Below are 24,020 nucleotides of genomic sequence, written 5' to 3' on the forward strand. Positions count from 1 at the left end.
ACCCTCCGATCTTACGACTGCAGCTTGATTTCGACGTCAACGCCGGCGGCCAGGTCGAGCTTCATCAGCGCGTCCACGGTCTGCGGGGTCGGGTCGACGATGTCGAGAAGACGCTTGTGAGTGCGGATCTCGAACTGATCGCGGGATTTCTTGTCAACGTGGGGGCCACGCAGAACAGTGAATTTCTCGATCTTGTTCGGCATCGGGATCGGGCCGCGCACTTGCGCGCCGGTCCGCTTGGCAGTGTTGACGATCTCCTGGGTGCTGGCATCCAGCACGCGGTAGTCAAATGCCTTCAGCCGGATACGGATGTTTTGGCTTTGCATCGTATAGCCTTATTCTAGGCGTTGGGGTTGAGAGGAGGGCCTGCGCTCACCGCAATCCCTCATCGAACCCAAAAGGCGGGAATCATCCCGCCTCCATTCGCATCAGCGAACTCGCGCCCTATACGCCCTGCGGGCCCCTGTGGCAAGGGGTTTCGCCGCGAAACAGTTGCGTTTGCGGAGGACGGCGGGTTTGGGGTTTGTTTGGGAGTGCGAAGAGTTCGCTAAGGACGGGCGATCCGCCGATGCACTGGATTTGGCTCAGTTGGAAATTTTCCAAGTGCCCAACGCCAGTACGCCGTTTTTCGAACCCAAAGGCGGTCATGAAAGGCCGGTTTTTCATGACCGGAAACCGCGCCGGTTTCCGGCGGCGGCACAGCAAAAAGGCCGCCCGGAGGCGGCCTTTCCGTCGATCAATCAGGAGACCTGATTACTCGATGATTTTGGACACAACGCCGGCGCCGACGGTGCGGCCGCCTTCGCGGATGGCGAAGCGCAGGCCGTCTTCCATCGCGATCGGGGCGATCAGCTCAACCGCGAACTTCAGGTTGTCGCCCGGCATCACCATCTCGGTGCCTTCCGGCAGGGTCACGGTGCCGGTCACGTCGGTGGTGCGGAAGTAGAACTGCGGACGGTAGTTCGCGAAGAACGGGGTGTGGCGGCCGCCTTCTTCCTTGGTCAGGATGTAGGCTTCGGCTTCGAACTTGGTGTGCGGGGTCACGGAACCCGGCTTGCACAGCACCTGGCCGCGCTCAACGGATTCACGGTCCACACCGCGCAGCAGGGCGCCGATGTTGTCGCCGGCTTCACCGCGGTCCAGCAGCTTGCGGAACATTTCCACACCGGTGCAGGTGGTTTTCGAAGTGTCTTTGATGCCGACGATTTCGATTTCGTCGCCAACATTGATCACACCGCGCTCCACACGGCCGGTCACAACGGTGCCGCGGCCGGAAATCGAGAACACGTCTTCGATCGGCATCAGGAACGGCTGGTCAACCGCGCGCTCGGGGGTCGGGATGTATTCGTCCACGGCCGCCATCAGCTCTTTGATCTTGTTTTCGCCGATTTCCGGGTCGCGGCCTTCCATCGCCGCCAGCGCGGAGCCTGCGATGATCGGAATATCGTCGCCCGGGAACTCGTAGGAGGACAGCAGCTCGCGGATTTCCATTTCCACCAGCTCCAGCAGCTCTTCGTCGTCGACCTGGTCCACTTTGTTCATGAACACGACCAGGGCAGGCACGCCAACCTGACGCGCCAGCAGGATGTGCTCGCGGGTCTGCGGCATCGGGCCGTCAGCAGCGTTCACCACCAGGATCGCGCCGTCCATCTGAGCGGCACCGGTGATCATGTTCTTGACGTAGTCGGCGTGGCCGGGGCAGTCGACGTGGGCGTAGTGGCGCGCGTCGGTTTCATATTCCACGTGGGCGGTGGAGATGGTGATGCCGCGGGCTTTTTCTTCCGGCGCGCCGTCGATCTGGTCGTAGGCTTTGAAGTCGCCGAAGTACTTGGTGATCGCTGCGGTCAGCGTGGTTTTGCCGTGGTCAACGTGGCCGACGGTGCCGATGTTGACGTGCGGTTTATTACGTTCAAACTTTTCCTTAGCCATGATGGCCTCCTTTTGTTTCGAGAGGGGCCCGCGCGGATTGCAAACCCCTCAATTTCTTGACGCTTACGCGTATTTCGCCTGGATCTCTTCCGAGATGTTCTGCGGCACCGGATCGTAGTGATCGAACTGCATGGTGAACTGGGCGCGGCCCGAGCTCATCGAACGCAGGGTGTTGATGTAGCCGAACATGTTGGCCAGCGGCACGAAGGCGTCGATGGCGATGGCGTTGCCGCGGTTCTCCTGGCCGGACACCTGGCCGCGGCGGGAAGTCAGGTCGCCGATGATGCCGCCGGTGTATTCTTCCGGGGTGATCACCTCAACCTTCATCACCGGCTCGAGCAGTTTCGCGCCAGCTTTGCGCATGCCTTCACGCATGCCCATGCGGGCGGCGATTTCAAAGGCCAGAACCGAGGAGTCCACGTCGTGGAACTTACCGTCGATCAGGGCAACCTTGAAGTCGATCACCGGGAAGCCTGCCAGCGGACCGGAGTCCATGACCGACTGGATGCCTTTTTCGACACCCGGGATGTATTCCTTCGGAACCGCACCGCCGACGATACGGGATTCGAAGGAGTAGCCTTCGCCCGGCTCTGTCGGGGAGATGATCAGTTTCACCTCGGCGAACTGGCCCGAACCACCCGACTGTTTCTTGTGGGTGTAGGAATGCTCGACCTCTTTGGAGATGGTCTCGCGGTAGGCCACCTGCGGCGCACCGATGTTCGCCTCGACCTTGAACTCGCGCTTGAGGCGGTCCACCAGGATGTCCAGGTGAAGTTCGCCCATGCCCTTCATGATGGTCTGACCGGACTCGAGGTCGGTCTCCACGCGGAAGGACGGGTCTTCGGCGGCCAGACGGGCCAGACCCTGGGACATCTTCTCCTGGTCGGCCTTGGTTTTCGGCTCGACCGCGATCTCGATCACCGGATCGGGGAAGGTCATGGTTTCCAGAACGACCGGGTCGTTGACGGCGCAGAGGGTGTCACCGGTGGTGGTGTCCTTCAGGCCTGCCAGCGCGATGATGTCGCCTGCGAACGCTTCCGTGATTTCCTCACGGTTGTTCGAGTGCATCATCATCATCCGGCCAACGCGCTCTTTCTTGCCTTTGGTCGAGTTCAGCAGGGTGTCGCCCTTGTTCATCACGCCGGAGTAGATCCGGGTGAAGGTCAGGGAGCCGACGAACGGGTCGTTCATGATCTTGAACGCCAGGCCGGCAAAGGCCATGTCATCGTCCGCGCGGCGGGCAATGTTACGCTCTTCGTTCTCGTCGCCCGGCTTGAAGCCCATGTAATCGACAACGTCCAGCGGGCTGGGCAGGTAGTCGATCACGGCGTTGAGCAGCGGCTGAACACCTTTGTTCTTGAACGCGGAACCGCCCAGAACCGGCACGAAGTGCAGCGCCAGGGTGCCCTTGCGCAGCAGTTTGCGCAGGGTCGGCACGTCGGGCTCTTCGCCTTCCAGGTAGGCTTCCATGGCGTCGTCGTCTTCTTCGACGGCGGCCTCGATCATCTTGCCGCGCCACTCTTCGGCCATGTCCTTGAGCTCGTCGCGGATCTCAGCGTGGACCCAGGACGCGCCCAGGTCTTCACCCTGCCACAGCCACTCTTTCATGGTGACCAGGTCGATCAGGCCTTCCAGCTCGTTCTCGGCGCCGATCGGGATACCAACCGGAACCGCGCGGGCGCCGGTGCGGTCTTCGATCATGCGCACGCAGTTGAAGAAGTCTGCGCCGATCTTGTCCATCTTGTTGACGAACACCATGCGCGGAACCTTGTAGCGGTCAGCCTGACGCCACACGGTTTCGGTCTGGGGCTCAACACCGGCGTTTGCGTCGAGAACGCAGACGGCACCGTCGAGAACCGCCAGCGAACGCTCGACTTCGATGGTGAAGTCAACGTGGCCGGGGGTGTCGATGATGTTCAGGCGGTGCTTCGGGGTGTCAGCGGTCTTGCCGTCCTCGGTGCGCTCCCAGAAGGTGGTGGTCGCAGCCGAAGTGATGGTGATGCCGCGTTCCTGCTCCTGCTCCATCCAGTCCATGGTGGCTGCACCGTCGTGCACCTCACCGATGTTGTGGGATTTGCCGGTGTAATACAGGATGCGCTCGGAGCAGGTGGTTTTACCTGCGTCGATGTGCGCCATGATACCGAAGTTACGGTACAGTTCGAGGGGATATTCGCGTGCCATAGGTCTAGGTCCTCTAGCTTACCAGCGATAGTGGCTGAAGGCTTTGTTCGCCTCGGCCATCTTGTGGGTGTCTTCGCGCTTCTTGACCGCGGTGCCACGGGACTGGACGGCGTCCAGCAGCTCGCCTGCGAGGCGCTCTTCCATGGTGTTTTCGTTGCGGTTGCGTGCGGCGGTGATCAGCCAGCGGATCGCCAGCGCTTCGCGGCGCTCGGGACGGACTTCGACCGGAACCTGGTAGGTTGCACCGCCAACACGGCGGGAGCGGACCTCAACGGACGGCTTCACGTTGTCCAGCGCTTCGTGGAAGACTTCCACCGGGGCGCGCTTGATCTTGGTTTCAACGCGGTCCAGCGCGTTGTACACGATACGCTCTGCGACCGACTTCTTGCCGTCGATCATCAGGTTGTTCATGAATTTGGTCAGAACGCGGTCGCCGAACTTGGCGTCGGGCAGGACTTCGCGCTTCTCTGCGGCGTGACGACGGGACATCTCGCTCTCTCCTTCTTACTTAGGACGCTTCGCGCCGTACTTCGAGCGGCGCTGCTTACGGTCTTTAACGCCCTGGGTATCCAGAACACCGCGCAGGATGTGGTAACGGACACCCGGAAGGTCTTTTACACGGCCGCCACGGATCAGAACCACAGAGTGCTCCTGAAGGTTGTGGCTTTCACCGGGGATGTAGGAGATCACTTCGAAACCGTTGGTCAGGCGGACCTTCGCAACTTTCCGCATAGCGGAGTTCGGCTTCTTCGGGGTGGTGGTGTACACGCGGGTGCAGACGCCGCGCTTTTGCGGGCACTGTTCCAGGTGCATGGACTTCGAGCGTTTAACTTTCGGCTGCCGCGGCTTGCGGATCAGCTGCTGGATCGTTGGCATTCCGGTTTATTCCCCGTTTTGCAACACTGTCATGCACGCCGGCGCGTGCGGGTGATTTCGCTGCACTCATGCGTCCACAAGCGCAAAAACCGCAATCGCTCCCATTCCGAGGTGAGACGACGCGGTGAGTTTACAGAGGGCCCGGGTGGTAAAAGTGCCCAGGCCTTGAGCCACTGCAATTTTGAATTCGGCTTACGAAGAATACACTCCGGGTGCCGGATAGCCGCGCGTATATGGGGAGTCGCGCTGGTTGTCAACAGCGGGCGGGCGCGGGGCCCCTGCCCGGCCCCGTGCCGGCGCTTGCCAGACATTGGCGCGCCCGGCATAGTCGGCGCAACCGCCTTTGTCACGAAACGGATTTCAGAATGCAAGTCATCGGATTGTGCCGGTTTTCCTATCCGGCGCTTGGCGGGTTCCAGGTCGAGCATGAGACGATCAAAGAGCGCATCGCCTACCTTTTTGCCGAAGCGAGGATGGAGGAGCGGTTCCGGCTGTTCGAGACCATCTCCCTGCCCTGCCTGAAAGAGCAGACCGATCAGGATTTCGACCTGATCCTTGTGACCGGCGACAGCCTGCCCCGGGTGCATCTGGACCGGCTGCGCGACCTGACCGCCGGAATGCCTCAGGTGCAGATCCGGGCCGAGCCGCCGCGCCGCCACCGGGAGGTTATGAAGGAGATCATCAACCAGTCCCGCCGGGATCACGATCAGCCCTGCCTGCAGTTCCGCCATGATGATGACGACGCCGTGTCGGTCGATTTTGTGGAGCGGCTGCGCGCGGTCACCGAGGACTGCCGGCCGCTGATGCGGAAGAACAGGACCGTGGCCATTGATTTCAACCGGGGCTTCATCGCGCAGGCGGGACCGGAGGGGATCGCGGCGGCGGAAGGGGTTCACCCCTATTTCGTGGCCGCCATGGGCATGCATGTGCGCCGCGGCTGCGAGCAGACGATCATGAATTTCGGCCACCACAAGATCAACCGCTTCATGCCGACGGTGACGCTGACTGACTACCCGATGTTCGTGCGCACTCATAACCAGTTCAACGATTCCAGGGCCGAGGGCGGATGGCAGCCTGACCTGACGCCGCTGACACCGGAAAGGGAAGGCGAGTTCGAAGCCCGGTTTGCGATCCGGTCCGCTCATGTGAAGGAAGTGTTCGGCAGGGGCTGAGAAATTCAGACCCGCAGCTTTCGGGCCTGCCTGCGTTCCCGGTAGAAGGTGAACATCCCTGCACCGGCGACGATTGCCGCCCCGGCAATCGTCAGCAGGTCCGGCCACTCGCCGAACACCAGCCAGCCCAGGATCAGCGCCCAGATCAAGCCGCTGTAGCGCAAGGGCGCGATCACGGCGATCTCTCCCACCCGCATGGTCATGACCGAACACAGGTAGCCCGCGAAAATGAACAGCGCCGCGCCGGTCAGGATCAGATAGCCGCTGCTGTCCATCGGCTGCCAGTCCACTGCGGCGGAGGTGGCTATCCCGAACGCCGTCACGGCGAGGGAAGACATCAGGGTCACGGTCATCGACGGCACCTCTGGCGGCATCCGGCGGGTGACCAGGTCGCGGGCGGTGATGCAGGCCACTGCCGCCAGCGCATAAAGCGCGCCGTCGCTGAAGCCATCCGGCCCCGGCCGCACGATCAAAAGCATTCCCGCAAAGCCTGCGGCAATCGCCGCCATCCGGCGCCATCCCACGGGTTCGCGCAGGAACAGCGCCGCACTGAGCGTCACCGCCAGCGGCAGCACCTGAAGCACCGCGGTGACGTTGGCGATCGGCATCAGCAACAGCGCGGTCAGGAACAGATAGGTGGCCGCCACCTCCGCGGCACAGCGCAATGCGATCATACCCCAAGCCCGGCCCGGCAGCCGCAGGCGGAGGCCGCCCAGCCGCAAGGCCAGGAGGTAGATCAGGAAACTGGCGGCAATGCCGCGGACAGTCAGGATCTGTGGCAGCGGCAGCGCCCCGCCGATCAGCTTTACCAGCGCGTCGTTGAAGGTATAGGCCGCCATCGCCGCCGTCATCAGCAGCGCCCCGGTCTGGTTCGGGGTCATCGCTGCCCCGCTATGGTCAATTGCAGCCTGGCATTCATCCCTGCGCCCTCCCTGTCCGGCAACAGATAGCCGCAGCCGCAGAAATGAAAAAGCCCCCGCACCGGAGATGCGGGGGCTTTTCTGTTTGCTTGCTGCCGCAGCTTAGTCGCGGCTTTCCGGGGTTTCGACCAGGATATCCGCGTCGTCGCCGCCCATCACGTCCTCGTCCATCACCGGTGCGGCCAGGGCTGCAGCGGCTTCGGCTTCCTCGCGGCGGGCTTCCAGCACCACGTTGTCGCGGCCCTGGGCAATCTGGCGCACCCGCTGGGTCGCGCCGCCGGTGCCGGCCGGGATCAGGCGGCCCACGATGACGTTCTCCTTGAGGCCGACCAGCTTGTCCTTCTTGCCCTGCACCGAAGCCTCGGTGAGGACCCGGGTGGTCTCCTGGAAGGAGGCCGCCGAGATGAAGGAGCGGGTCTGCAGCGATGCCTTGGTGATACCCAGCAGGATCGGTTCGCCTTGAGCAGGACGCTTGCCGCGGGCAAGGGCCTTTTCGTTGGCGGCGTCGAATTCCTGCTTGTCCACGTGCTCGCCTTTCAGCAGCGTCGTGTCGCCGGAGTCGGAGATCTCCCACTTCTGCAGCATCTGGCGGACGATCACCTCGATGTGCTTGTCGTTGATCTTCACACCCTGCAGACGGTAGACGTCCTGGACCTCGTCGATCATGTAGTTCGCCAGTGCCTCGACACCCATGATGGACAGGATGTCATGCGGCGCCGGGTTGCCGTCCATGATGTAGTCGCCCTTCTGGACAAAATCACCTTCCTGAACCGGAATGTGCTTGCCCTTGGGCACCATGTATTCGACGGCTTCCATCGACTCGTCCGACGGCTCGATCGCGATACGGCGCTTGTTCTTGTAGTCGCGGCCGAAGCGCACGTAACCATCGATTTCGGCGATGATCGCGTGATCCTTCGGACGGCGGGCTTCGAACAGTTCCGCAACGCGCGGCAGACCACCGGTAATGTCCTTGGTCTTGGCGCCTTCACGCGGGATACGCGCGACAACGTCACCTGCCATGATCTGCTGGCCGTCTTCGACCGACAGAATGGCGTCCACGGACATCGGGTAGGTCAGCGGGTTGCCGTTGTCGTTGCGCACCGGTTCGCCGTTGCCATCGACCAGGATGATTTCCGGCTTCAGGTCGGAGCCCTTCGGAGCCGCACGCCAGTCGATCACGATCTTCTGGGTCATGCCGGTGGCTTCGTCGGTCTCGTCGCGGACGGCCAGGCCCGAGATCAGGTCCACGTATTTCGCGGTACCCGGCTTCTCGGCGATGATCGGCAGGGTGTAGGGGTCCCATTCGAACAGCTTGTCGCCGCGGTTGACCTGCTGGCCTTCCTTGACGAACAGCTTGGAGCCGTAGCCCAGCTTGTGGCTGGCGCGCTCTTCGCCGTGCTCGTCCTGGATGATCAGCTTCATGTTGCGGCCGACAACCAGGGTCTCGCCGTTGGCGTTCTCCAGGGTCTGCGGCATCTCGAACACGATCTTGCCTTCCTGGGACGCTTCCAGGAACGACTGCTGGCCGCCCTGGGCAACGCCGCCGATGTGGAAGGTCCGCATGGTCAGCTGGGTGCCGGGTTCACCGATCGACTGTGCCGCGATGATCCCGACAGCTTCGCCGGTGTTCACCTGAGTACCGCGGGCCAGGTCACGGCCGTAGCACATGGCGCAGACGCCCTCTTCCGACTCACAGGTCAGCGGCGAGCGGATACGGGTCGACTGAACGCCGGCCTCTTCCACTGCATCTGCCATGCGTTCGTCGATCAGCTGGCCAGCCGCGATGATGATCTCATCGGTGCCGGGGCGCTTGATGTCATCCGCAGCCACACGGCCCAGGATGCGTTCGCCCAGCGAGGCCACCACTTCACCGTCGTTGATCGCCGCTTCCGCAGTGATCGCGCGCTCGGTGCCGCAGTCATGCTCACGCACGATGCAGTCCTGAGCCACGTCGACCAGACGGCGGGTCAGGTAACCCGAGTTCGCCGTCTTAAGCGCGGTGTCGGACAGACCCTTACGGGCACCGTGGGTCGAGTTGAAGTACTCGAGAACGGTCAGGCCTTCTTTAAAGTTCGAGATGATCGGGGTCTCGATGATGTCGCCGTTCGGCTTGGCCATCAGGCCGCGCATACCGCCCAGCTGCTTCATCTGGGTGACCGAGCCACGCGCACCGGAGTGGGCCATCATGTAGACCGAGTTCGGCTCCATCACGGCGCCGTTTTCATCCCGGCGGTCAGCGGAGATGGTGCCCATCATCGCTTCGGTGACCTTGTCGTTACACTTCGACCAGGCATCGACAACCTTGTTGTACTTTTCACCCTGAGTGATTAGGCCGTCCATGTACTGCTGTTCGAAGTCTTTCACCTGCTCGCGGGTGTCGTCGACGATGGTCCACTTGGTGTCCGGGATCACCATGTCGTCCTTGCCGAAGGAGATGCCGGCCTTGAACGCTTCGCGGAAGCCCATGGTCATGATCTGGTCACAGAAGATGACCGACTCCTTCTGGCCGCAATAGCGGTAGACGGTGTCGATGACCTGCTGCACCTCTTTCTTGCGCAGCAGGCGGTTGACCAGTTCAAACGGTGCCTTGGCGTTTTTCGGCAGCAGCGCGCCCAGACGGACACGGCCCGGGGTGGTCTCGAAACGCTGGAGAACCTCGTTGCCTTCTTCGTCGATCTGGGTGATCCGCGCGGTGATCTTGGAGTGCAGATGCACCTCGCCGGCGTCCAGCGCGTGCTGAACTTCGTCGATGGTGCCAAACACCTTGCCTTCACCCGGCATGCCTTCGCGCTCCAGGGTCAGGTAGTAGAGACCCAGAATCATATCCTGCGAGGGAACGATGATCGGTGCGCCGTTGGCGGGCGACAGAACGTTGTTGGTGGACATCATCAGGACGCGCGCTTCCAGCTGGGCCTCAAGGCTCAGCGGGACGTGCACAGCCATCTGGTCGCCGTCGAAGTCCGCGTTGAACGCCGAGCAGACCAGCGGGTGCAGCTGGATTGCTTTGCCTTCGATCAGCGTGGGTTCAAACGCCTGGATGCCGAGACGGTGCAGCGTCGGTGCGCGGTTCAGCATCACCGGGTGCTCGCGGATCACCTCGTCCAGGATATCCCAAACCTCGGGACGCTCTTTCTCGACCAGCTTCTTCGCCTGCTTCACGGTGCTGGAAAGACCTTTGGCCTCCAGACGCGAGTAGATGAAGGGCTTGAACAGCTCCAGCGCCATCTTCTTGGGCAGGCCGCACTGGTGCAGCTTGAGTTCCGGACCGGTCACAATCACCGAACGGCCGGAGAAGTCGACGCGCTTACCCAGAAGGTTCTGACGGAAGCGGCCCTGCTTGCCTTTCAGCATGTCGGACAGCGACTTCAGCGGGCGCTTGTTGGCGCCGGTGATGACGCGGCCGCGGCGGCCGTTGTCAAACAGCGCGTCCACGGATTCCTGCAGCATCCGCTTTTCGTTGCGGACGATGATGTCCGGCGCACGCAGCTCGATCAGGCGCTTCAGGCGGTTGTTCCGGTTGATCACGCGGCGGTACAGGTCGTTCAGGTCGGAAGTCGCAAAGCGGCCGCCGTCCAGCGGAACCAGCGGGCGCAGTTCCGGCGGGATGACCGGGATCACGGTCATGATCATCCATTCCGGACGGTTGCCCGATTCCAGGAAGGATTCCACGACTTTCAGACGCTTGATGATCTTCTTGGGCTTCAGTTCGCCGGTCGCTTCGGCCAGCTCGGCGCGCAGCGTTTCGGCTTCCGATTCCAGGTCGATCTGGGCCAGCATGTCACGGATCGCTTCAGCGCCGATGTTGGCGGTGAAGGCGTCCATGCCATAGGCATCCTGGGCGTCCATGTACTCTTCTTCGGTCATCATCTGACCATAGGTCAGGTCGGTCAGGCCCGGCTCGATGACAACATAGTTTTCAAAGTACAGAACCCGCTCCAGGTCGCGAAGGGTCATGTCCAGCATCAGGCCGATGCGGGACGGCAGCGACTTCAGGAACCAGATGTGCGCAACCGGTGCGGCCAGCTCAATGTGGCCCATGCGCTCGCGGCGCACTTTCTGCAGGGTGACCTCGACGCCGCATTTTTCACAGACGACGCCGCGGTACTTCATCCGCTTATATTTGCCGCACAGGCATTCGTAGTCTTTGATCGGGCCAAAGATCCGGGCGCAGAACAGGCCGTCGCGCTCCGGCTTGAAGGTCCGGTAGTTGATGGTCTCGGGCTTTTTGATTTCGCCATAGGACCAAGACAGGATCCGTTCCGGGCTGGCCAGCGAGACTTTGATTTCATCAAAGACCTTCGGCGGGGTCAGCGGGTTGAACGGGTTGTTGGTGATTTCCTGGTTCATTTTGATACCTCAAATCTTGCGGAAGGGGGGAGCGGGAGAAGGGCGCGGGGCCCTTACTCCTCAACCTCCGCATCCAGGAGTTCCATATTCAGGCCGAGGCCGCGGACTTCTTTAACCAGAACGTTGAACGATTCCGGAACGCCCGCTTCAAAGTTGTCCTCGCCCTTGACGATCGACTCGTAGACCTTGGTCCGGCCGGCGACGTCATCCGACTTGACGGTGAGCATCTCCTGCAGGGTGTAGGCGGCGCCATAGGCTTCCAGAGCCCAGACTTCCATCTCACCAAAGCGCTGACCGCCGAACTGCGCCTTACCGCCCAGCGGCTGCTGGGTGACCAGCGAGTACGGGCCGGTGGAACGCGCGTGGATCTTGTCGTCCACCAGGTGGTGCAGCTTCAGCAGGTACTTGATGCCAACGGTGACCGGACGCGCGAACTGCTCGCCGGTGCGGCCGTCGAACAGGATCGACTGGCCGGACTGGTCAAAGCCCGCACGCACCAGGGCGTTGTTGACGTCATCTTCCTTGGCGCCATCGAAGACCGGGGTTGCGATCGGCACACCGCGGGTCACATTGCCTGCGGCCTCGATCAGCTGCTCCTCGGACATGCCGGCGATGCCTTCGTCGTAGACATCATCGCCATAGGCGCCGTGCATCGCTTCACGCACCGGGGTCAGGTCGCCGGAACGGCGGTATTCCTGCAGAGCCTCGTCCACCTTGATGCCGAGGCCGCGTGCGGCCCAGCCCATGTGGGTTTCAAGAATCTGACCGACGTTCATACGCGACGGCACGCCCAGCGGGTTGAGGCAGAAGTCGACCGGGGTACCGTCGGCGAGGAACGGCATGTCCTCCATCGGCACCACTTTCGAGATCACACCTTTGTTGCCGTGACGGCCGGCCATCTTGTCGCCCGGCTGCAGCTTGCGCTTCACCGCGATGAAGACCTTGACCATCTTCATCACGCCCGGCGGCAGGTCGTCGCCGCGGCGGACCTTCTCGACCTTGTCCTCGAAACGGGCATCCAGGGCGCGCTTCTGCGCCTCGTACTGCTCGTTCAGGGCCTCGACCACCTGTGCGTCCTGCTCGTCCTCCAGCGCCAGCATCCACCACTGGCCGCGGGACAGCGAGTCCAGCAGGTCCTCGGTGATTTCGGTGCCGGCACGCACGCCTTTGGGGCCTTTGACAGCCACTTTGCCCAGCAGCATGCCGCGCAGGCGGGCGTAGATGTTGCGGTCCAGGATCGCCAGCTCGTCGTCCCGGTCACGGGCCAGACGCTCGACTTCCTCACGCTCGATCTGCAGCGCACGCTCGTCTTTCTCGACACCGTGGCGGTTGAAGACGCGCACTTCGACGACAGTACCGTAGTCGCCCGGCTTCACGCGCAGCGAGGTGTCGCGCACGTCAGATGCTTTTTCACCAAAGATGGCGCGCAGCAGCTTCTCTTCCGGGGTCATCGGGCTTTCGCCCTTCGGAGTGATCTTGCCGACCAGAATATCGCCCGGCTCCACATCGGCGCCGATGTAGACGATGCCCGCCTCGTCGAGGTTGCGCAGGGCTTCCTCGCCGACGTTGGGGATGTCGCGGGTGATTTCTTCCGGCCCGAGCTTGGTGTCACGGGCGGCGACTTCGAATTCCTCGATGTGGACCGAGGTGAAGACGTCGTCACGCGCGATGCGCTCGGAGATCAGGATGGAGTCTTCGTAGTTGTAGCCGTTCCACGGCATAAACGCGACGACCACGTTCTTGCCCAGAGCCAGTTCGCCCATGTCGGTCGACGGACCGTCGGCGATGACTTCGCCCTTGGTCACGGTGTCGCCCACCTTCACCAGCGGACGCTGGTTGATACAGGTGTTCTGGTTCGAACGCTGGAACTTGCGCATGCGGTAGATGTCCACACCCGCGTCGCCCAGTTCCAGGTCTTCGGTGGCCCGGATCACGATACGCTGCGCATCGACCTGGTCGATGATGCCCGCACGCTTGGCCTGGATGGCCGCGCCGGAGTCGATCGCGACCTTTTCCTCGATGCCGGTGCCGACCAGCGGCGCCTCTGCGCGCAGCAGCGGAACCGCCTGACGCTGCATGTTCGAGCCCATCAGAGCGCGGTTGGCGTCGTCGTTTTCCAGGAACGGGATCAGCGAGGCCGCAACCGAGACCAGCTGTTTCGGCGACACGTCGATCAGGTCGACGCTTTCATTCGGCGCCAGGGTGTAGTCACCCGACTGGCGGGTGGACACCAGGTCGTTGATGAACTTGCCGTTCTCGTCCAGGGTCGCGTTCGCCTGCGCCACGGTGTGGCGCATTTCCTCGGTGGCGGACATGTAGTGAACCTCGTCGGTCACCTGTCCTTCTTTCACCACGCGGTAGGGCGTCTCAATGAAGCCGTACTTGTTGACGCGCGCAAAGGTCGCCAGCGAGTTGATCAGACCGATGTTCGGGCCTTCCGGGGTCTCAATCGGGCACATCCGGCCATAGTGGGTCGGGTGCACGTCGCGGACCTCAAAGCCGGCACGCTCGCGGGTCAGGCCGCCCGGGCCAAGCGCCGACAGGCGGCGTTTGTGGGTGACTTCCGACAGCGGGTTGGTCTGGTCCATGAACTGCGACAGCTGCGAGGAGCCGAAGAATTCGCGCACGGCAGCTGCGGCCGGTTTCGCGTTGATCAGATCCTGCGGCATCACCGTGTCGATCTCGACGGAGGACATCCGTTCCTTGATCGCACGTTCCATGCGCAGCAGGCCGACGCGGTACTGGTTTTCCATCAGCTCGCCGACGGAGCGCACGCGGCGGTTGCCCAGGTGGTCGATGTCGTCGACATCGCCGCGGCCGTCACGCAGGTCGACTAGCGCCTTGATACAGGCGACGATGTCTTCCTTGCGCAGGGTGCGCTGGGTGTCTTCAGCGTCGAGCGCCAGGCGCATGTTCATCTTCACGCGGCCGACAGCGGACAGGTCGTAGCGCTCAGAATCGAAGAACAGAGTGTCGAACAGCGCGGACGCGGCCTCGACGGTGGGCGGCTCGCCCGGGCGCATCACACGGTAGATGTCCATGAGCGCGCTTTCGCGGGTCCGGTTCTTGTCCTGCGCCATGGTGTTGCGCATGTAGGGGCCGACGTTGACGTTGTCGATGTCCAGCACCGGGATGTCGGTGATACCGGCATCCAGCAGCTCTTTCAGGGAGCCGCCGATCAGTTCGCCGTCCTTGTCGTATTCCAGGGTCAGTTCATCACCGGCTTCGACATAGATCGCGCCGTTGTCTTCGTTGATGATGTCCTTGGCGACGAACTTGCCGACGATGTGCTCGAAGGGAACCAGCAGCTCGGTGATGGTGCCTTCCTCGATCATCTTCTTGACGGCGCGCGGGGTGACTTTCTTGCCCGCCTCGCAGATGATCTCGCCGGTGCCGGCGTCCACCAGGTCATAAGTCGGGCGGGTGCCGCGCACGCGCTCGGGGAAGAAGGGGGTGACCCAGCCGCGGGACTTCTCAAGCTTGAAGTTGACGGTGTTGTAGTAGGCATCCATGATGCCTTCCTGGTCCAGGCCCAGGGCATACAGCAGGGTGGTCACCGGCAGCTTGCGGCGGCGGTCGATACGGGCAAAGACGATGTCCTTGGCGTCGAACTCGAAGTCCAGCCAGGAGCCGCGGTACGGGATGATGCGGCAGGCGAACAGCAGCTTGCCCGAGGAATGAGTCTTGCCCTTGTCGTGGTCGAAGAACACGCCCGGCGAGCGGTGCATCTGGGACACGATCACACGCTCGGTGCCGTTCACGATGAAGGTGCCGTTCGGGGTCATCAGGGGCATGTCGCCCATGAAGACGTCCTGCTCCTTGATGTCCTTGACGGACTTCGCACCGGTGTCCTCATCGACATCAAAGACGATCAGGCGCAGGGTGACCTTCAGCGGCGCCGAATAGGTCATGTCGCGCTGCATGCACTCTTCGACGTCGTACTTCGGCTTCTCGAAGGAATACTTCACGAACTCCAGAACGGAGGTTTCGTTGAAGTCCTTGATCGGGAAAACCGACTGGAACACACCTTTGATGCCTTCGCCGTCAAGCGGCTCGCTCGCATCGCCGGAGCGCAGGAACAGATCATAGGAAGATTTCTGCACCTCGATGAGGTTCGGCATTTCCAGCACTTCGCGGATTTTGCCGTAGTATTTACGTAGACGTTTCTGGCCAAGGAACGATTGAGCCATGTCAGATGTCACCTTTCCGAGTTCTCACCGGTCAAGGTTGCCGCCGGGCCCCGGCACCTTGCCCATACGAGACAGCGCGTTCGGATCAATTCATGGCCACCGTCCCGAAGGCGGCCTCCCGATCCCTTGAACCTCGCCTGAAAAAGCGCCTCTTGCGTGAGGCCCTTTTTAAGACAGGTTCGGCTGGGCCCGGAGAACTCCGGACCCAGCCAAATTTCCGATGCATCGGAGATGCACCAGAGGCAGGACTTAGGCCAGCTCGACTTCGGCGCCAGCTGCTTCCAGCTTGGCTTTGATGTCTTCTGCTTCGGCTTTGTCGATGCCTTCTTTGATTTTGCCGCCTGCTTCAACCAGCTCTTTGGCTTCTTTCAGGCCCAGGCCGGTGATGCCGCGAACTTCTTTGATCACGTTGATCTTGGAAGCGCCGGCGTTCTTCAGAACGACGTCGAATTCGGTCTTTTCTTCTTCAGCTGCACCGCCGGCGTCGCCGCCAGCTGCCATGACAACTGCGCCGCCAGCTGCGGGCTCGATGCCGTATTCGTCTTTCAGGATGGTTTTCAGTTCTTGTGCTTCCAGCAGGGTCAGACCCACGATGCTTTCTGCGAGTGCTTTCAGATCAGCCATTGTATCAGCTCTTTCCGTTTACAGTATGTGTGTTCCAACGTGCGGGCTTGTGCCCCACGCCAGCCGTTCAGTGCCAACCGCTTACGCAGCTTCCGCCTTCTCTTCGATGGTCGAAAGGATGCTTGCGATATTGCTTGCAGGTGCGCCAATCGCGCCGGCGATGTTCGAAGCAGGTGCGCCAATGCAGCTTGCGATCTGAGCGATGAGCTCGTCGCGGGACGGCATTTTCGACACGGTTTCGACACCGGCACGGTCCAGAGCGTTCTCACCCATTGCACCGCCAAGGATCTCAAACTTTTTGTTTTCCTTGGCAAAATCCTCAGCCACTTTTGCAGCGGACACGGGATCTTCGGAGTAGGTCAGAACGGTCATCCCTGTCAGCAGGTCGGCCATGCTTTCACACGGCTTTCCCTCGAGGGCGATTTTGGCGAGCCTGTTCTTGGCAACACGCACGGAGCTGTTCGCGTCACGGGCACGTGCGCGCAGATCCTGCATCTCAGCAACTGTCAGACCGGCGTAGTGAGCAACCACCACGACGCCAGAGCTTTCGAAGATCTGGCCGAGTTCCTCGACCACTTTCTCTTTCTGGGCTCTATCCACAGTTCTCTCCAAGTTAGGGATGCTTACGCATCCCGGCTCATATTTGCCGAACCAGATGGCCCGGCGTTCAGGTCCGTTTTACGGGATGAGCCAAATCCGCCCGAGGGATTGAAAACCCCCGATCTTCTTGGTCTGTACCCGTCTCAGGAGGGAAATTAAGGTCCGATCGGAGACCACCCACCATCTTGGACGAAATGAAATAAAGCGCACGACGAATCGCACGCTTTATCTCAAGGCCGTAGTTATTCCCATTTGAAGGGATTTCCAAGAGCGAAATTGGAAAATACACCTGCGCGCTGGGTTCCGCCAGGACAGAAAAAGGGCGGCCCTTGCGGTGCCGCCCCTTCTGACATCAGCTGTGCGCCCGATTACTCGGTGACAGCGTTGTCCACGTCAACCGTGATGCCCGGACCCATGGTCGAGGACAGGTTGATCTTTTTCATGTAAGCACCCTTGGCGCCGGTCGGCTTGGCTTTGGCCACGGCCGACACGAAGGCGCGGATGTTTTCGACCAGCTTGGCTTCGTCGAAGGACGCTTTGCCGACGCCTGCGTGCACAACGCCGCCTTTTTCCGCCTTGAACTGCACTTCGCCACCCTTGGCTGCTTCCACGGCCGCTTTCACGTCCATGGTCACGGTGCCGACTTTCGGGTTCGGCATCAGGTTGCGCGGGCCGAGGATCTTACCCAGGCGGCCGACGACGGGCATCATGTCCGGGGTCGCGATGCAGCGGTCAAAGTCAATGTTGCCGGCCTGGATGGATTCCATCAGGTCTTCGGCGCCGACGATGTCTGCACCGGCTTCCTTGGCTTCGTCTGCTTTCGGGCCGCGGGCGAAGACTGCAACGCGCATGTCTTTGCCGGTGCCGTTCGGCAGGCCGACCACGCCGCGGACCATCTGGTCTGCGTGGCGGGTGTCGACGCCCAGGTTCATGGCGATTTCGACGGTCTCGTCGAACTTCGAGGTTGCGTTGGCTTTCACCAGGGCAACTGCTTCTTCCACGGACAGGTTTTCTTTGCCAGCGAAAGCTTCGCGCGCGGCGCGGGTACGTTTACCGAGCTTTGCCATCTTACTTCACCTCGATGCCCATGGAGCGGGCGGAGCCCAGGATGATCTGCATTGCCGCGTCGATGTCGTTGGCGTTCAGATCTTTCATCTTGGCTTCGGCGATCTCTTTCACCTGGGCCACAGTCACGGTGCCGACGGTTTCACGCGACGGGTTGTTCGCGCCGGATTTCACCTTGGCCGCCTTCTTCAGGTAGTAAGACGCGGGCGGCGTCTTGATGTCCATGGTGAAGGACTTGTCCTGATAGTAGGTGATCACGGTCGGGCACGGCGCGCCGGGCTCCATGTCTGCGGTCTTGGCGTTGAACGCCTTGCAGAATTCCATGATGTTGATGCCGCGCTGACCCAGGGCCGGGCCGACGGGCGGAGAGGGGTTTGCCTGACCTGCAGGAACCTGCAGCTTCATCGAACCAACAAGCTTCTTAGCCATTTGGTTTTCCTTTCAACACAGACGGGACGCGTCCCATCCAATTCAAGTTGCGTGGTCGGATTTCAGGGTCGCGACCCGTCCATCTCCCACGAGAGAATCTCGCCCGAAGACGATAGAGGCGGCATGTACAGGGGAATGCCGGGGTTGGCAAGTGGCCCAGCCGTTCAATCGGCAGCGGCTGGGCCGCGCCGGAAGCGGATAATGCGCGCCGCGGGACAAGGGAAGGGCCAGGCGGGTTACGCCTCCACTGGCGGCACGGCCCGCCGGTAGAGATGCCATGTGGTGTGGCCAAGGACAGGCAGGGTGACGATCAAACCCAGAAACGCCGGAACCAGCGACACCAGCATGGTGAGCGAAATGATCGCCGCCCAGGCGAGCATGACCATGGGGCTTTCCGTAACGACGCGAATGGACGTCAGCATGGCAGAAACGAAATTGGTCTCCCGGTCGAGCAGCATGGGCATGGCGACGACGGTCACCGCGAACAGGACTGCCGACAGAAATGCGCCGACACAGGTGCCGATTGCCAGGAAGGTCCAGCCCTGCGGCGTGAAGAATACGATGTTCAAGAACCCGTCAAAATCCGAGAAGGATGCATTCTTGAGGGTTATCGCCAGCCATAGCCGGACCTGGTAGATCCACACCCAGAAAATAAACAGTGTGACAAAGGCCATCCAGCCCATTTCGCGCTTACGCTGGCTGGCCATGACAGTGAGGATCTCGGACCAGGTGAAACTTTCTCCCTTCTGCATCCGGCGGGACATTTCATATAGCCCGGCAGCAGCAAAAGGCGCGACCAGCGGAAAACCTACAGCGGCAGGAATGATCATCCAGATCGCGCCGAGCCAGACCAGGCACCAGACGAACAGGATGCCGAAAACCGCATAGAACAGGCCAAAGAAGCCGCTCAGGAAAGGGCGCGCCAGAAAGTCGGAGAACCCTGCCTTTAGAGACGCGGTGATATCACCCGCCGTCACCTTATTGACCGCGGGCACGGCCTGATGCTGCGGTGTCAGGTTGTCCGGCGGTGTGGAACCTGCGGTTTTGGATGCCAAGACACACTCCTCCCAAAGCATGGCACCGCGCAGGCCCTTTTGCGATTAGACCCAGCGGTGAGACAGACATCCCTCCTCCCGATACAAGTTTGCATCAGGTGAGGCATACGGGCAAGGGGGAGTATGGCCGCTCCGTTCAGAATGGCGATCACAAACAAGAAACGCCGCGGTGCATCGTGCAACGCGGCGCTATGAATTTCATTTCAGGACCGGTCAGCCTTGCTTGGTGACCTGGGTAAAGTCCAGTTCCACCGGGGTTTCGCGGCCGAAGATCGACACGGTGACCTTGAGCTTCTGGTTGTCGTCGTCGACTTCTTCGACCATGCCGTCGAAATCCTCGAACGGTCCGTCGTTGACCTTGACCTTCTCGCCCACCTCGAAGTTGATCAGGGTGCGCGGCGCCTCGACGCCTTCTTCTACGCGGCCCAGGATGCCCTGCACCTCCGCGTCGCGCATCGGCATCGGGCGGCCCTGCGGGCCCAGGAAGCCAGTCACGCGGTTGATCGAGGAGATCAGGTGATAGCCGCGGTCGGACATTTCCATGTGGACCAGAACGTAACCGGGCATGAAGCGGCGCTCGGTCGAGACCTTCTTGCCGCGGCGGATCTCGATCACCTCTTCGGTCGGGACCAGCACCTCGTCAATTTCGTCCTCGAGCCCCTGCTCGGCGACCGCGGTGCGGATCTGCTCTGCGATTTTCTTTTCGAAGTTCGAAAGAACGCTGACCGAGTACCACCGTTTCGCCATGAACCGTTGTCCTTGTTCTGCAGGGCGGGCCGGTGCCGCGCCGCTGCGTAATCATTCCGTTGCAGCTCTTAAGCTGCGCTCTCCAACAAAAAGCGGCGTGCAAACCGAATCGCTGCACGCCCGCCTCAATGTTCCTGCTCAGGTACCGCCCATCGCCGCCAGAATCAAGTGCTGCGCAGCAACCGCGGCCCCGGAGCCGTCATACCGCTGCAGGCTCAGCCGAACATCCCCAGAAGGCCCTGCAGGCCATAGCGGATCAGCAGATCGACCAGCGCAAAGAACAGCGCCGTCAGAGCCGCCATGATAAACACCATGACCGTGGTCAGCAGCACCTCGCGCCGGGTCGGCCAAACGACCTTGGACACTTCGGCACGAACCTGCTGGATAAACTGAACTGGGTTGATAGTCGCCATGGTGGGGGAGTCTCTCTGCTAGCAGTGCAGGCGATGTAACCGGTGCGGCAGCTGAATTCAAGCCCTGCGCCCGCAACAGCCGGTGTTCCCGGCCGCGGTCAATCCAATTTTAATCCACTTCCCGCAAAACTGAATCCAGCAGCCCCGGCGCAGGACGCGCGCCGTGTTGGCGCACCCCCGTGTGTTTCAGTGAGACAGGATGCCATGACACCCGCACAAACCCTTTCCCAGGCCGAGCAGCTCGAACGCGACGCCAAGTTCGAAGATGCCGTGCTTGCCTACTCCGGAATTCTGGCGCGCAACCCCAAGAACGCACGCGCTCTGCAGGCCCTGGACTCGCTGCGCGGCCGCCTGCGGGAGCAGCGTGAGCCCTCCGATGACACAAAGGCGGAGCTGGAGGAGGCACTTGCCGCCGGACGCCCCTTTGAAGCGGCGGACAGTTGCGGCGCCTTGCTCAAGACCTTCCGGGAGTCGCATTTCCTGTGGGATTTCCTGGGCCGCTGCCACCTGGCTGCCGGCCATCTGGACAACGCGGCCACCTGCCTGAACAAGGCATGCGGGATCAACCCCAAGGAAGCCGGAACCTATGCCGCCATGGGCCGCGTTCACATGGCGCGCGGACAGGCGGACAATGCCGTGGCGCTCTACCGCAAGGCACTGGCGCTGGATGCCGATTGCCTGCTTGCGCTGCGCAGCCTGGCCGAGGCGCTGCCGCTTGAGGGCCGCAGCACAGAGGCCGCGTCGGCCCTGCGCCGGGCGGTTGCGATGGCCCCAGATGATGCGCTGCTGCATTTCAGCCTGGCGGGCCTGCTGCACAATCTCGGCGCGGTGGCAGAGGCTAAGGACCACTACAAGCGCGCTGTCAGCTTGCGGCCGGGTCTGACCGAGGCGCAGTACCAGCTGGGCCTGCTTCTCAAGGCCGAAGGTCGCCATGCCGATGCACTCCCCTGTTTCGACAAGATCCTCCAGATCTCCCCATCCGATGACCGGGCCCGCACCCAGCGCCTGCACGTGCTGGCAGAGCTCAACGATTGGCGCTGGATACAGGAGTACGACCAATACCGCCGCCTGCTGGGCCTGCGCGGCAGCGGCTGCGATCCCAGCGCGCTGATGCTGATGGAGGACAACCCGGACCTGCTCAGGGTGCGCGCGCAAGCCTACGCGAGCGAGCATTTCCCCGAAGTGGAACCGCAAACCGCCCCGCCCGCCCAACAGCGCCCGGAGCGGCTTAGGATCGGCTATTTCTTCTCCGCCTGCGACGCCTCGGCGGTACTGAGCCAATACAATGCATTGTTTGCCGCTCACGACCGCAACCGGTTTGAAGTCTTTGCCTATGCCACGGGTCCGGGTTTTAGCGAAGAAGCCGCCTCAGCGTTCCCTGCGTCCTGTTTGCGGATGCTGAACGGGACCTCAAGCGACGGCGCGGCCGCGGCAGCCAAGGCCGATGAACTGGACATTGCGGTGGACCTGTCAGGCTATTCCAACGGCAACCGGACCGGCCTGTTCAACACCCGGCTGGCGCCCCTGCACATTGCCTGGCCCGGATACCCTGGAACCATGGGAACCGCTGCCTTCGACTACCTGATCAGCGACGGCACCACCTGCCCGCCCGGCAGCGAGCGGTATCACAACGAACACCTGCTGCGCCTGCCGTGCAGTTGCCTGGCGATGCCGCCCGCCAGCACTGTCAACGCCCCGGTCCGGGCCGACTGCGGACTGCCGGACGAGGGTTTTGTCTTTTGCAGCTTTGCCGCGGCCAGCCAGATCACTCCGCAGGAGTTCGATATCTGGATGCGCTTGCTGGATGGCGCCCCTGACAGCGTGCTTTGGCTTCTGGATCATGGCGCACACGCCGTCTCGAACCTGCGCCGCGCCGCGGCCGCCCGCGGCATCGACCCGGACCGGCTGATCTTTGCTCCGCCTGCGGACCGCGCGGAGCATCTTGCCCGGCTGCCCCTTGCCGGCGTGTTCCTTGACACGTTTACGGTCAATGCCGGCACCGCTGCCCGGGACGCACTGGCCGCGGGAGTGCCAATGATCACCCTGCCCGGTCAGCAGCTTGCCGCCCGCACGGGAGCAAGCCTGCTGCAAGCGGCCGGACTGCCTGAATTGATCGCTGACAGCGCGGAAGTATATGAGGCAAAGGCCGCCGCACTTGCCGCAGATCCGGAGGCGTGCGCCGTGCTGAAGCGTAAGCTGCGCCAGCAGCACCAGGACGCTCCGCTGTTCTCAGCCGCGCAGCTCAGCCGACAGATCGAGAGCGCCTATGACGCGGCCTATGACCGGTTTTTGCAAGGTTTGCCTGCTGGTCACCTGACCATCTCCGGCAAGGAGACGCCGCAGGGCTGATACAGAACCGCCGTCCACCCAGTGTGGGCGGCCATGATCTACGGACTTTTTGGAGACTGGCAGGGGCAGCAGGGTTCGAACCCGCGACCTACGGTTTTGGAGACCGTCGCTCTACCAACTGAGCTATACCCCTGTAGTGCGGCATGTCCTACGGCAGCCGCGCGGCGGTGGCAAGAGGGAAAACCGATTTTCTGCGCGCCGCGCGGCGGTTTGCGGGCCGCGGGCTTTGCCCGCCCCCGCCCATGCGGTAAGAGGGGCCGGAAAGCGGGCCGCGCGCCCGGCCAATCCCTTGGAAATGAGCCTGAAACCGTGAGCCTGAGAAAGAAATTCGCCGACAGCCCCCGGGTGAACCGCGCTATCGAGGGGGTGTTTGCCGCCTATGTGCGATTCGCCTTCCGCACCTCCCGCTGGAGCCGCAGCGGTTTTGAGGAGATGGACGATTGCGTGCGGCGCGGCGAGCCGGTGATCTTTGTGCTCTGGCACCAGCGGCTGATCATGGCTCCCTATCTTTTCGACACCTCGCTGGGACGAATCTGCGCGCTGACCTCGGCGGCCCGCGCCGGGCGTCTGGCGGGTCAGATCCTGGTGCGGCTGGGGTTTGAGACCATTCCAATGTCGAGCCACAAACGCCATGTGGCGCTGTCGCGCGAAGTGCTGCGGCGCACCCGGGAAGGCTGTTCCATCGGCATCGCCGCCGACGGCCCGCGCGGCCCTGCCCGCGTGTCCTCCACCGTGCCGGTGGTCTGGGCGCGGATGACCGGCTGCCGGGTGTTCACCGTGGCCTTTGCAGAGCGAAAAGTGATCAAGCTGCCAACCTGGGACCAGCAGATGCTGCCGCTGCCGTTTTCCCGCGGGGTGCTGATGTGCCGGGAATGGACGGATGAGGTGCCGAAGAAGCCAAGCGACGCTGAGGTGGAGGTCTTACGGCAGAGCCTGGAAGCCTCGCTAGATGCTGTCACGGATGCAGCGGACGCGGCTGCCGGGCGCAGCAGCGAAAATCCGAAGACGCCTCAGACCTGATCCGCCATTTTTAGACCCGAAAGGCGGCCACGAAAAACCGGTTTTTCATGACCGGAAACCGCGCCGGTTTCCGGCGGCGGCACAGCAAAAAGGCCGCCCGGAG

Annotated in this window: 19 protein-coding genes and 1 tRNA gene; 4 read left to right on the forward strand and 16 right to left on the reverse strand. The window is 62.2% G+C overall.

The window, feature by feature from the left end:
- Positions 1–11: 11 nt before the first annotated feature.
- A complete protein-coding gene (gene rpsJ / locus AC4HIX_RS09945; RefSeq protein ID WP_019298501.1) occupies positions 12–326 on the reverse strand; it encodes a 30S ribosomal protein S10 in 315 nt (104 codons plus the stop codon).
- Positions 327–516: 190 nt separating this feature from the next.
- Between rpsJ and AC4HIX_RS09950 the strand changes: the two genes are divergently transcribed.
- On the forward strand, positions 517–753 hold the full coding sequence (locus AC4HIX_RS09950; RefSeq protein ID WP_490398859.1) for a hypothetical protein: 237 nt from the start codon (positions 517–519) through the stop codon (positions 751–753).
- On the opposite strand, the gene tuf is transcribed toward AC4HIX_RS09950, so the two are convergent.
- The 4 genes from tuf to rpsL form a co-directional block, all read right to left on the reverse strand.
- Positions 754–1,929, reverse strand: coding sequence for an elongation factor Tu (tuf, locus tag AC4HIX_RS09955; protein WP_475049259.1), 1,176 nt, complete (start codon positions 1,927–1,929; stop codon positions 754–756).
- A 63-nt stretch (positions 1,930–1,992) separates the two neighbouring features.
- The gene (fusA, locus tag AC4HIX_RS09960) at positions 1,993–4,110 is read right to left on the reverse strand and encodes an elongation factor G (RefSeq protein WP_490398860.1); all 2,118 of its coding nucleotides are present in this window, start codon (positions 4,108–4,110) and stop codon (positions 1,993–1,995) included.
- A gap of 18 nt (positions 4,111–4,128) precedes the next feature.
- Positions 4,129–4,599 carry a 30S ribosomal protein S7 gene (gene rpsG, locus AC4HIX_RS09965; RefSeq protein ID WP_421056997.1) on the reverse strand — a complete coding sequence of 157 codons (471 nt, stop codon included), beginning with the start codon at positions 4,597–4,599 and terminating at the stop codon, positions 4,129–4,131.
- Between the two features lie 15 nt (positions 4,600–4,614).
- Complete coding sequence (gene rpsL / locus AC4HIX_RS09970) at positions 4,615–4,986, reverse strand: 30S ribosomal protein S12 (RefSeq protein WP_005621086.1); 372 nt, start codon at positions 4,984–4,986, stop codon at positions 4,615–4,617.
- A 365-nt stretch (positions 4,987–5,351) separates the two neighbouring features.
- On the opposite strand from rpsL, the gene AC4HIX_RS09975 reads away from it, so the two are divergent.
- The gene (locus AC4HIX_RS09975; protein ID WP_490398861.1) at positions 5,352–6,158 is read left to right on the forward strand and encodes a putative rhamnosyl transferase; all 807 of its coding nucleotides are present in this window, start codon (positions 5,352–5,354) and stop codon (positions 6,156–6,158) included.
- 5 nt (positions 6,159–6,163) lie between these two features.
- Here AC4HIX_RS09975 and AC4HIX_RS09980 read toward each other — a convergent pair whose 3' ends face one another.
- The 10 genes from AC4HIX_RS09980 to secE all read right to left on the reverse strand — a co-directional run bounded on the left by AC4HIX_RS09980 (position 6,164) and on the right by secE (position 20,548).
- Positions 6,164–7,039 carry a DMT family transporter gene (locus AC4HIX_RS09980; RefSeq protein WP_490398862.1) on the reverse strand — a complete coding sequence of 292 codons (876 nt, stop codon included), beginning with the start codon at positions 7,037–7,039 and terminating at the stop codon, positions 6,164–6,166.
- Positions 7,040–7,180: 141 nt separating this feature from the next.
- Positions 7,181–11,425, reverse strand: coding sequence for a DNA-directed RNA polymerase subunit beta' (gene rpoC, locus AC4HIX_RS09985; protein ID WP_490398863.1), 4,245 nt, complete (start codon positions 11,423–11,425; stop codon positions 7,181–7,183).
- Between the two features lie 53 nt (positions 11,426–11,478).
- The gene (rpoB, locus tag AC4HIX_RS09990) at positions 11,479–15,615 is read right to left on the reverse strand and encodes a DNA-directed RNA polymerase subunit beta (protein WP_475049273.1); all 4,137 of its coding nucleotides are present in this window, start codon (positions 15,613–15,615) and stop codon (positions 11,479–11,481) included.
- A gap of 249 nt (positions 15,616–15,864) precedes the next feature.
- Positions 15,865–16,239 (reverse strand): 50S ribosomal protein L7/L12, encoded by a 375-nt coding sequence (rplL, locus tag AC4HIX_RS09995; RefSeq protein ID WP_027236232.1) that lies wholly within the window; start codon positions 16,237–16,239, stop codon positions 15,865–15,867.
- A gap of 81 nt (positions 16,240–16,320) precedes the next feature.
- On the reverse strand, positions 16,321–16,839 hold the full coding sequence (gene rplJ, locus AC4HIX_RS10000) for a 50S ribosomal protein L10 (protein ID WP_039165542.1): 519 nt from the start codon (positions 16,837–16,839) through the stop codon (positions 16,321–16,323).
- Between the two features lie 368 nt (positions 16,840–17,207).
- On the reverse strand, positions 17,208–17,906 hold the full coding sequence (gene rplA, locus AC4HIX_RS10005) for a 50S ribosomal protein L1 (protein WP_475049270.1): 699 nt from the start codon (positions 17,904–17,906) through the stop codon (positions 17,208–17,210).
- A gap of 1 nt (position 17,907) precedes the next feature.
- Positions 17,908–18,333, reverse strand: coding sequence for a 50S ribosomal protein L11 (gene rplK, locus AC4HIX_RS10010; protein ID WP_019298608.1), 426 nt, complete (start codon positions 18,331–18,333; stop codon positions 17,908–17,910).
- 236 nt (positions 18,334–18,569) lie between these two features.
- Positions 18,570–19,388, reverse strand: coding sequence for a DUF2189 domain-containing protein (locus AC4HIX_RS10015; protein WP_490398864.1), 819 nt, complete (start codon positions 19,386–19,388; stop codon positions 18,570–18,572).
- Between the two features lie 213 nt (positions 19,389–19,601).
- Entirely contained in the window at positions 19,602–20,135 is a 534-nt protein-coding gene (nusG, locus tag AC4HIX_RS10020; protein ID WP_475049266.1) for a transcription termination/antitermination protein NusG, read from the reverse strand.
- Between the two features lie 215 nt (positions 20,136–20,350).
- Entirely contained in the window at positions 20,351–20,548 is a 198-nt protein-coding gene (secE, locus tag AC4HIX_RS10025) for a preprotein translocase subunit SecE (RefSeq protein WP_008554326.1), read from the reverse strand.
- 204 nt (positions 20,549–20,752) lie between these two features.
- Here secE and AC4HIX_RS10030 point away from each other — a divergent pair, with 204 nt between their 5' ends.
- Entirely contained in the window at positions 20,753–22,897 is a 2,145-nt protein-coding gene (locus AC4HIX_RS10030) for an O-linked N-acetylglucosamine transferase, SPINDLY family protein (RefSeq protein WP_490398865.1), read from the forward strand.
- Positions 22,898–22,954: 57 nt separating this feature from the next.
- On the opposite strand, the gene AC4HIX_RS10035 is transcribed toward AC4HIX_RS10030, so the two are convergent.
- Positions 22,955–23,030, reverse strand: a tRNA-Trp gene (locus AC4HIX_RS10035).
- 176 nt (positions 23,031–23,206) lie between these two features.
- Between AC4HIX_RS10035 and AC4HIX_RS10040 the strand changes: the two genes are divergently transcribed.
- On the forward strand, positions 23,207–23,917 hold the full coding sequence (locus tag AC4HIX_RS10040) for a lysophospholipid acyltransferase family protein (protein ID WP_490398866.1): 711 nt from the start codon (positions 23,207–23,209) through the stop codon (positions 23,915–23,917).
- Positions 23,918–24,020: the final 103 nt, after the last annotated feature.

It is taken from the genome of Leisingera sp. (assembly GCF_982940295.1).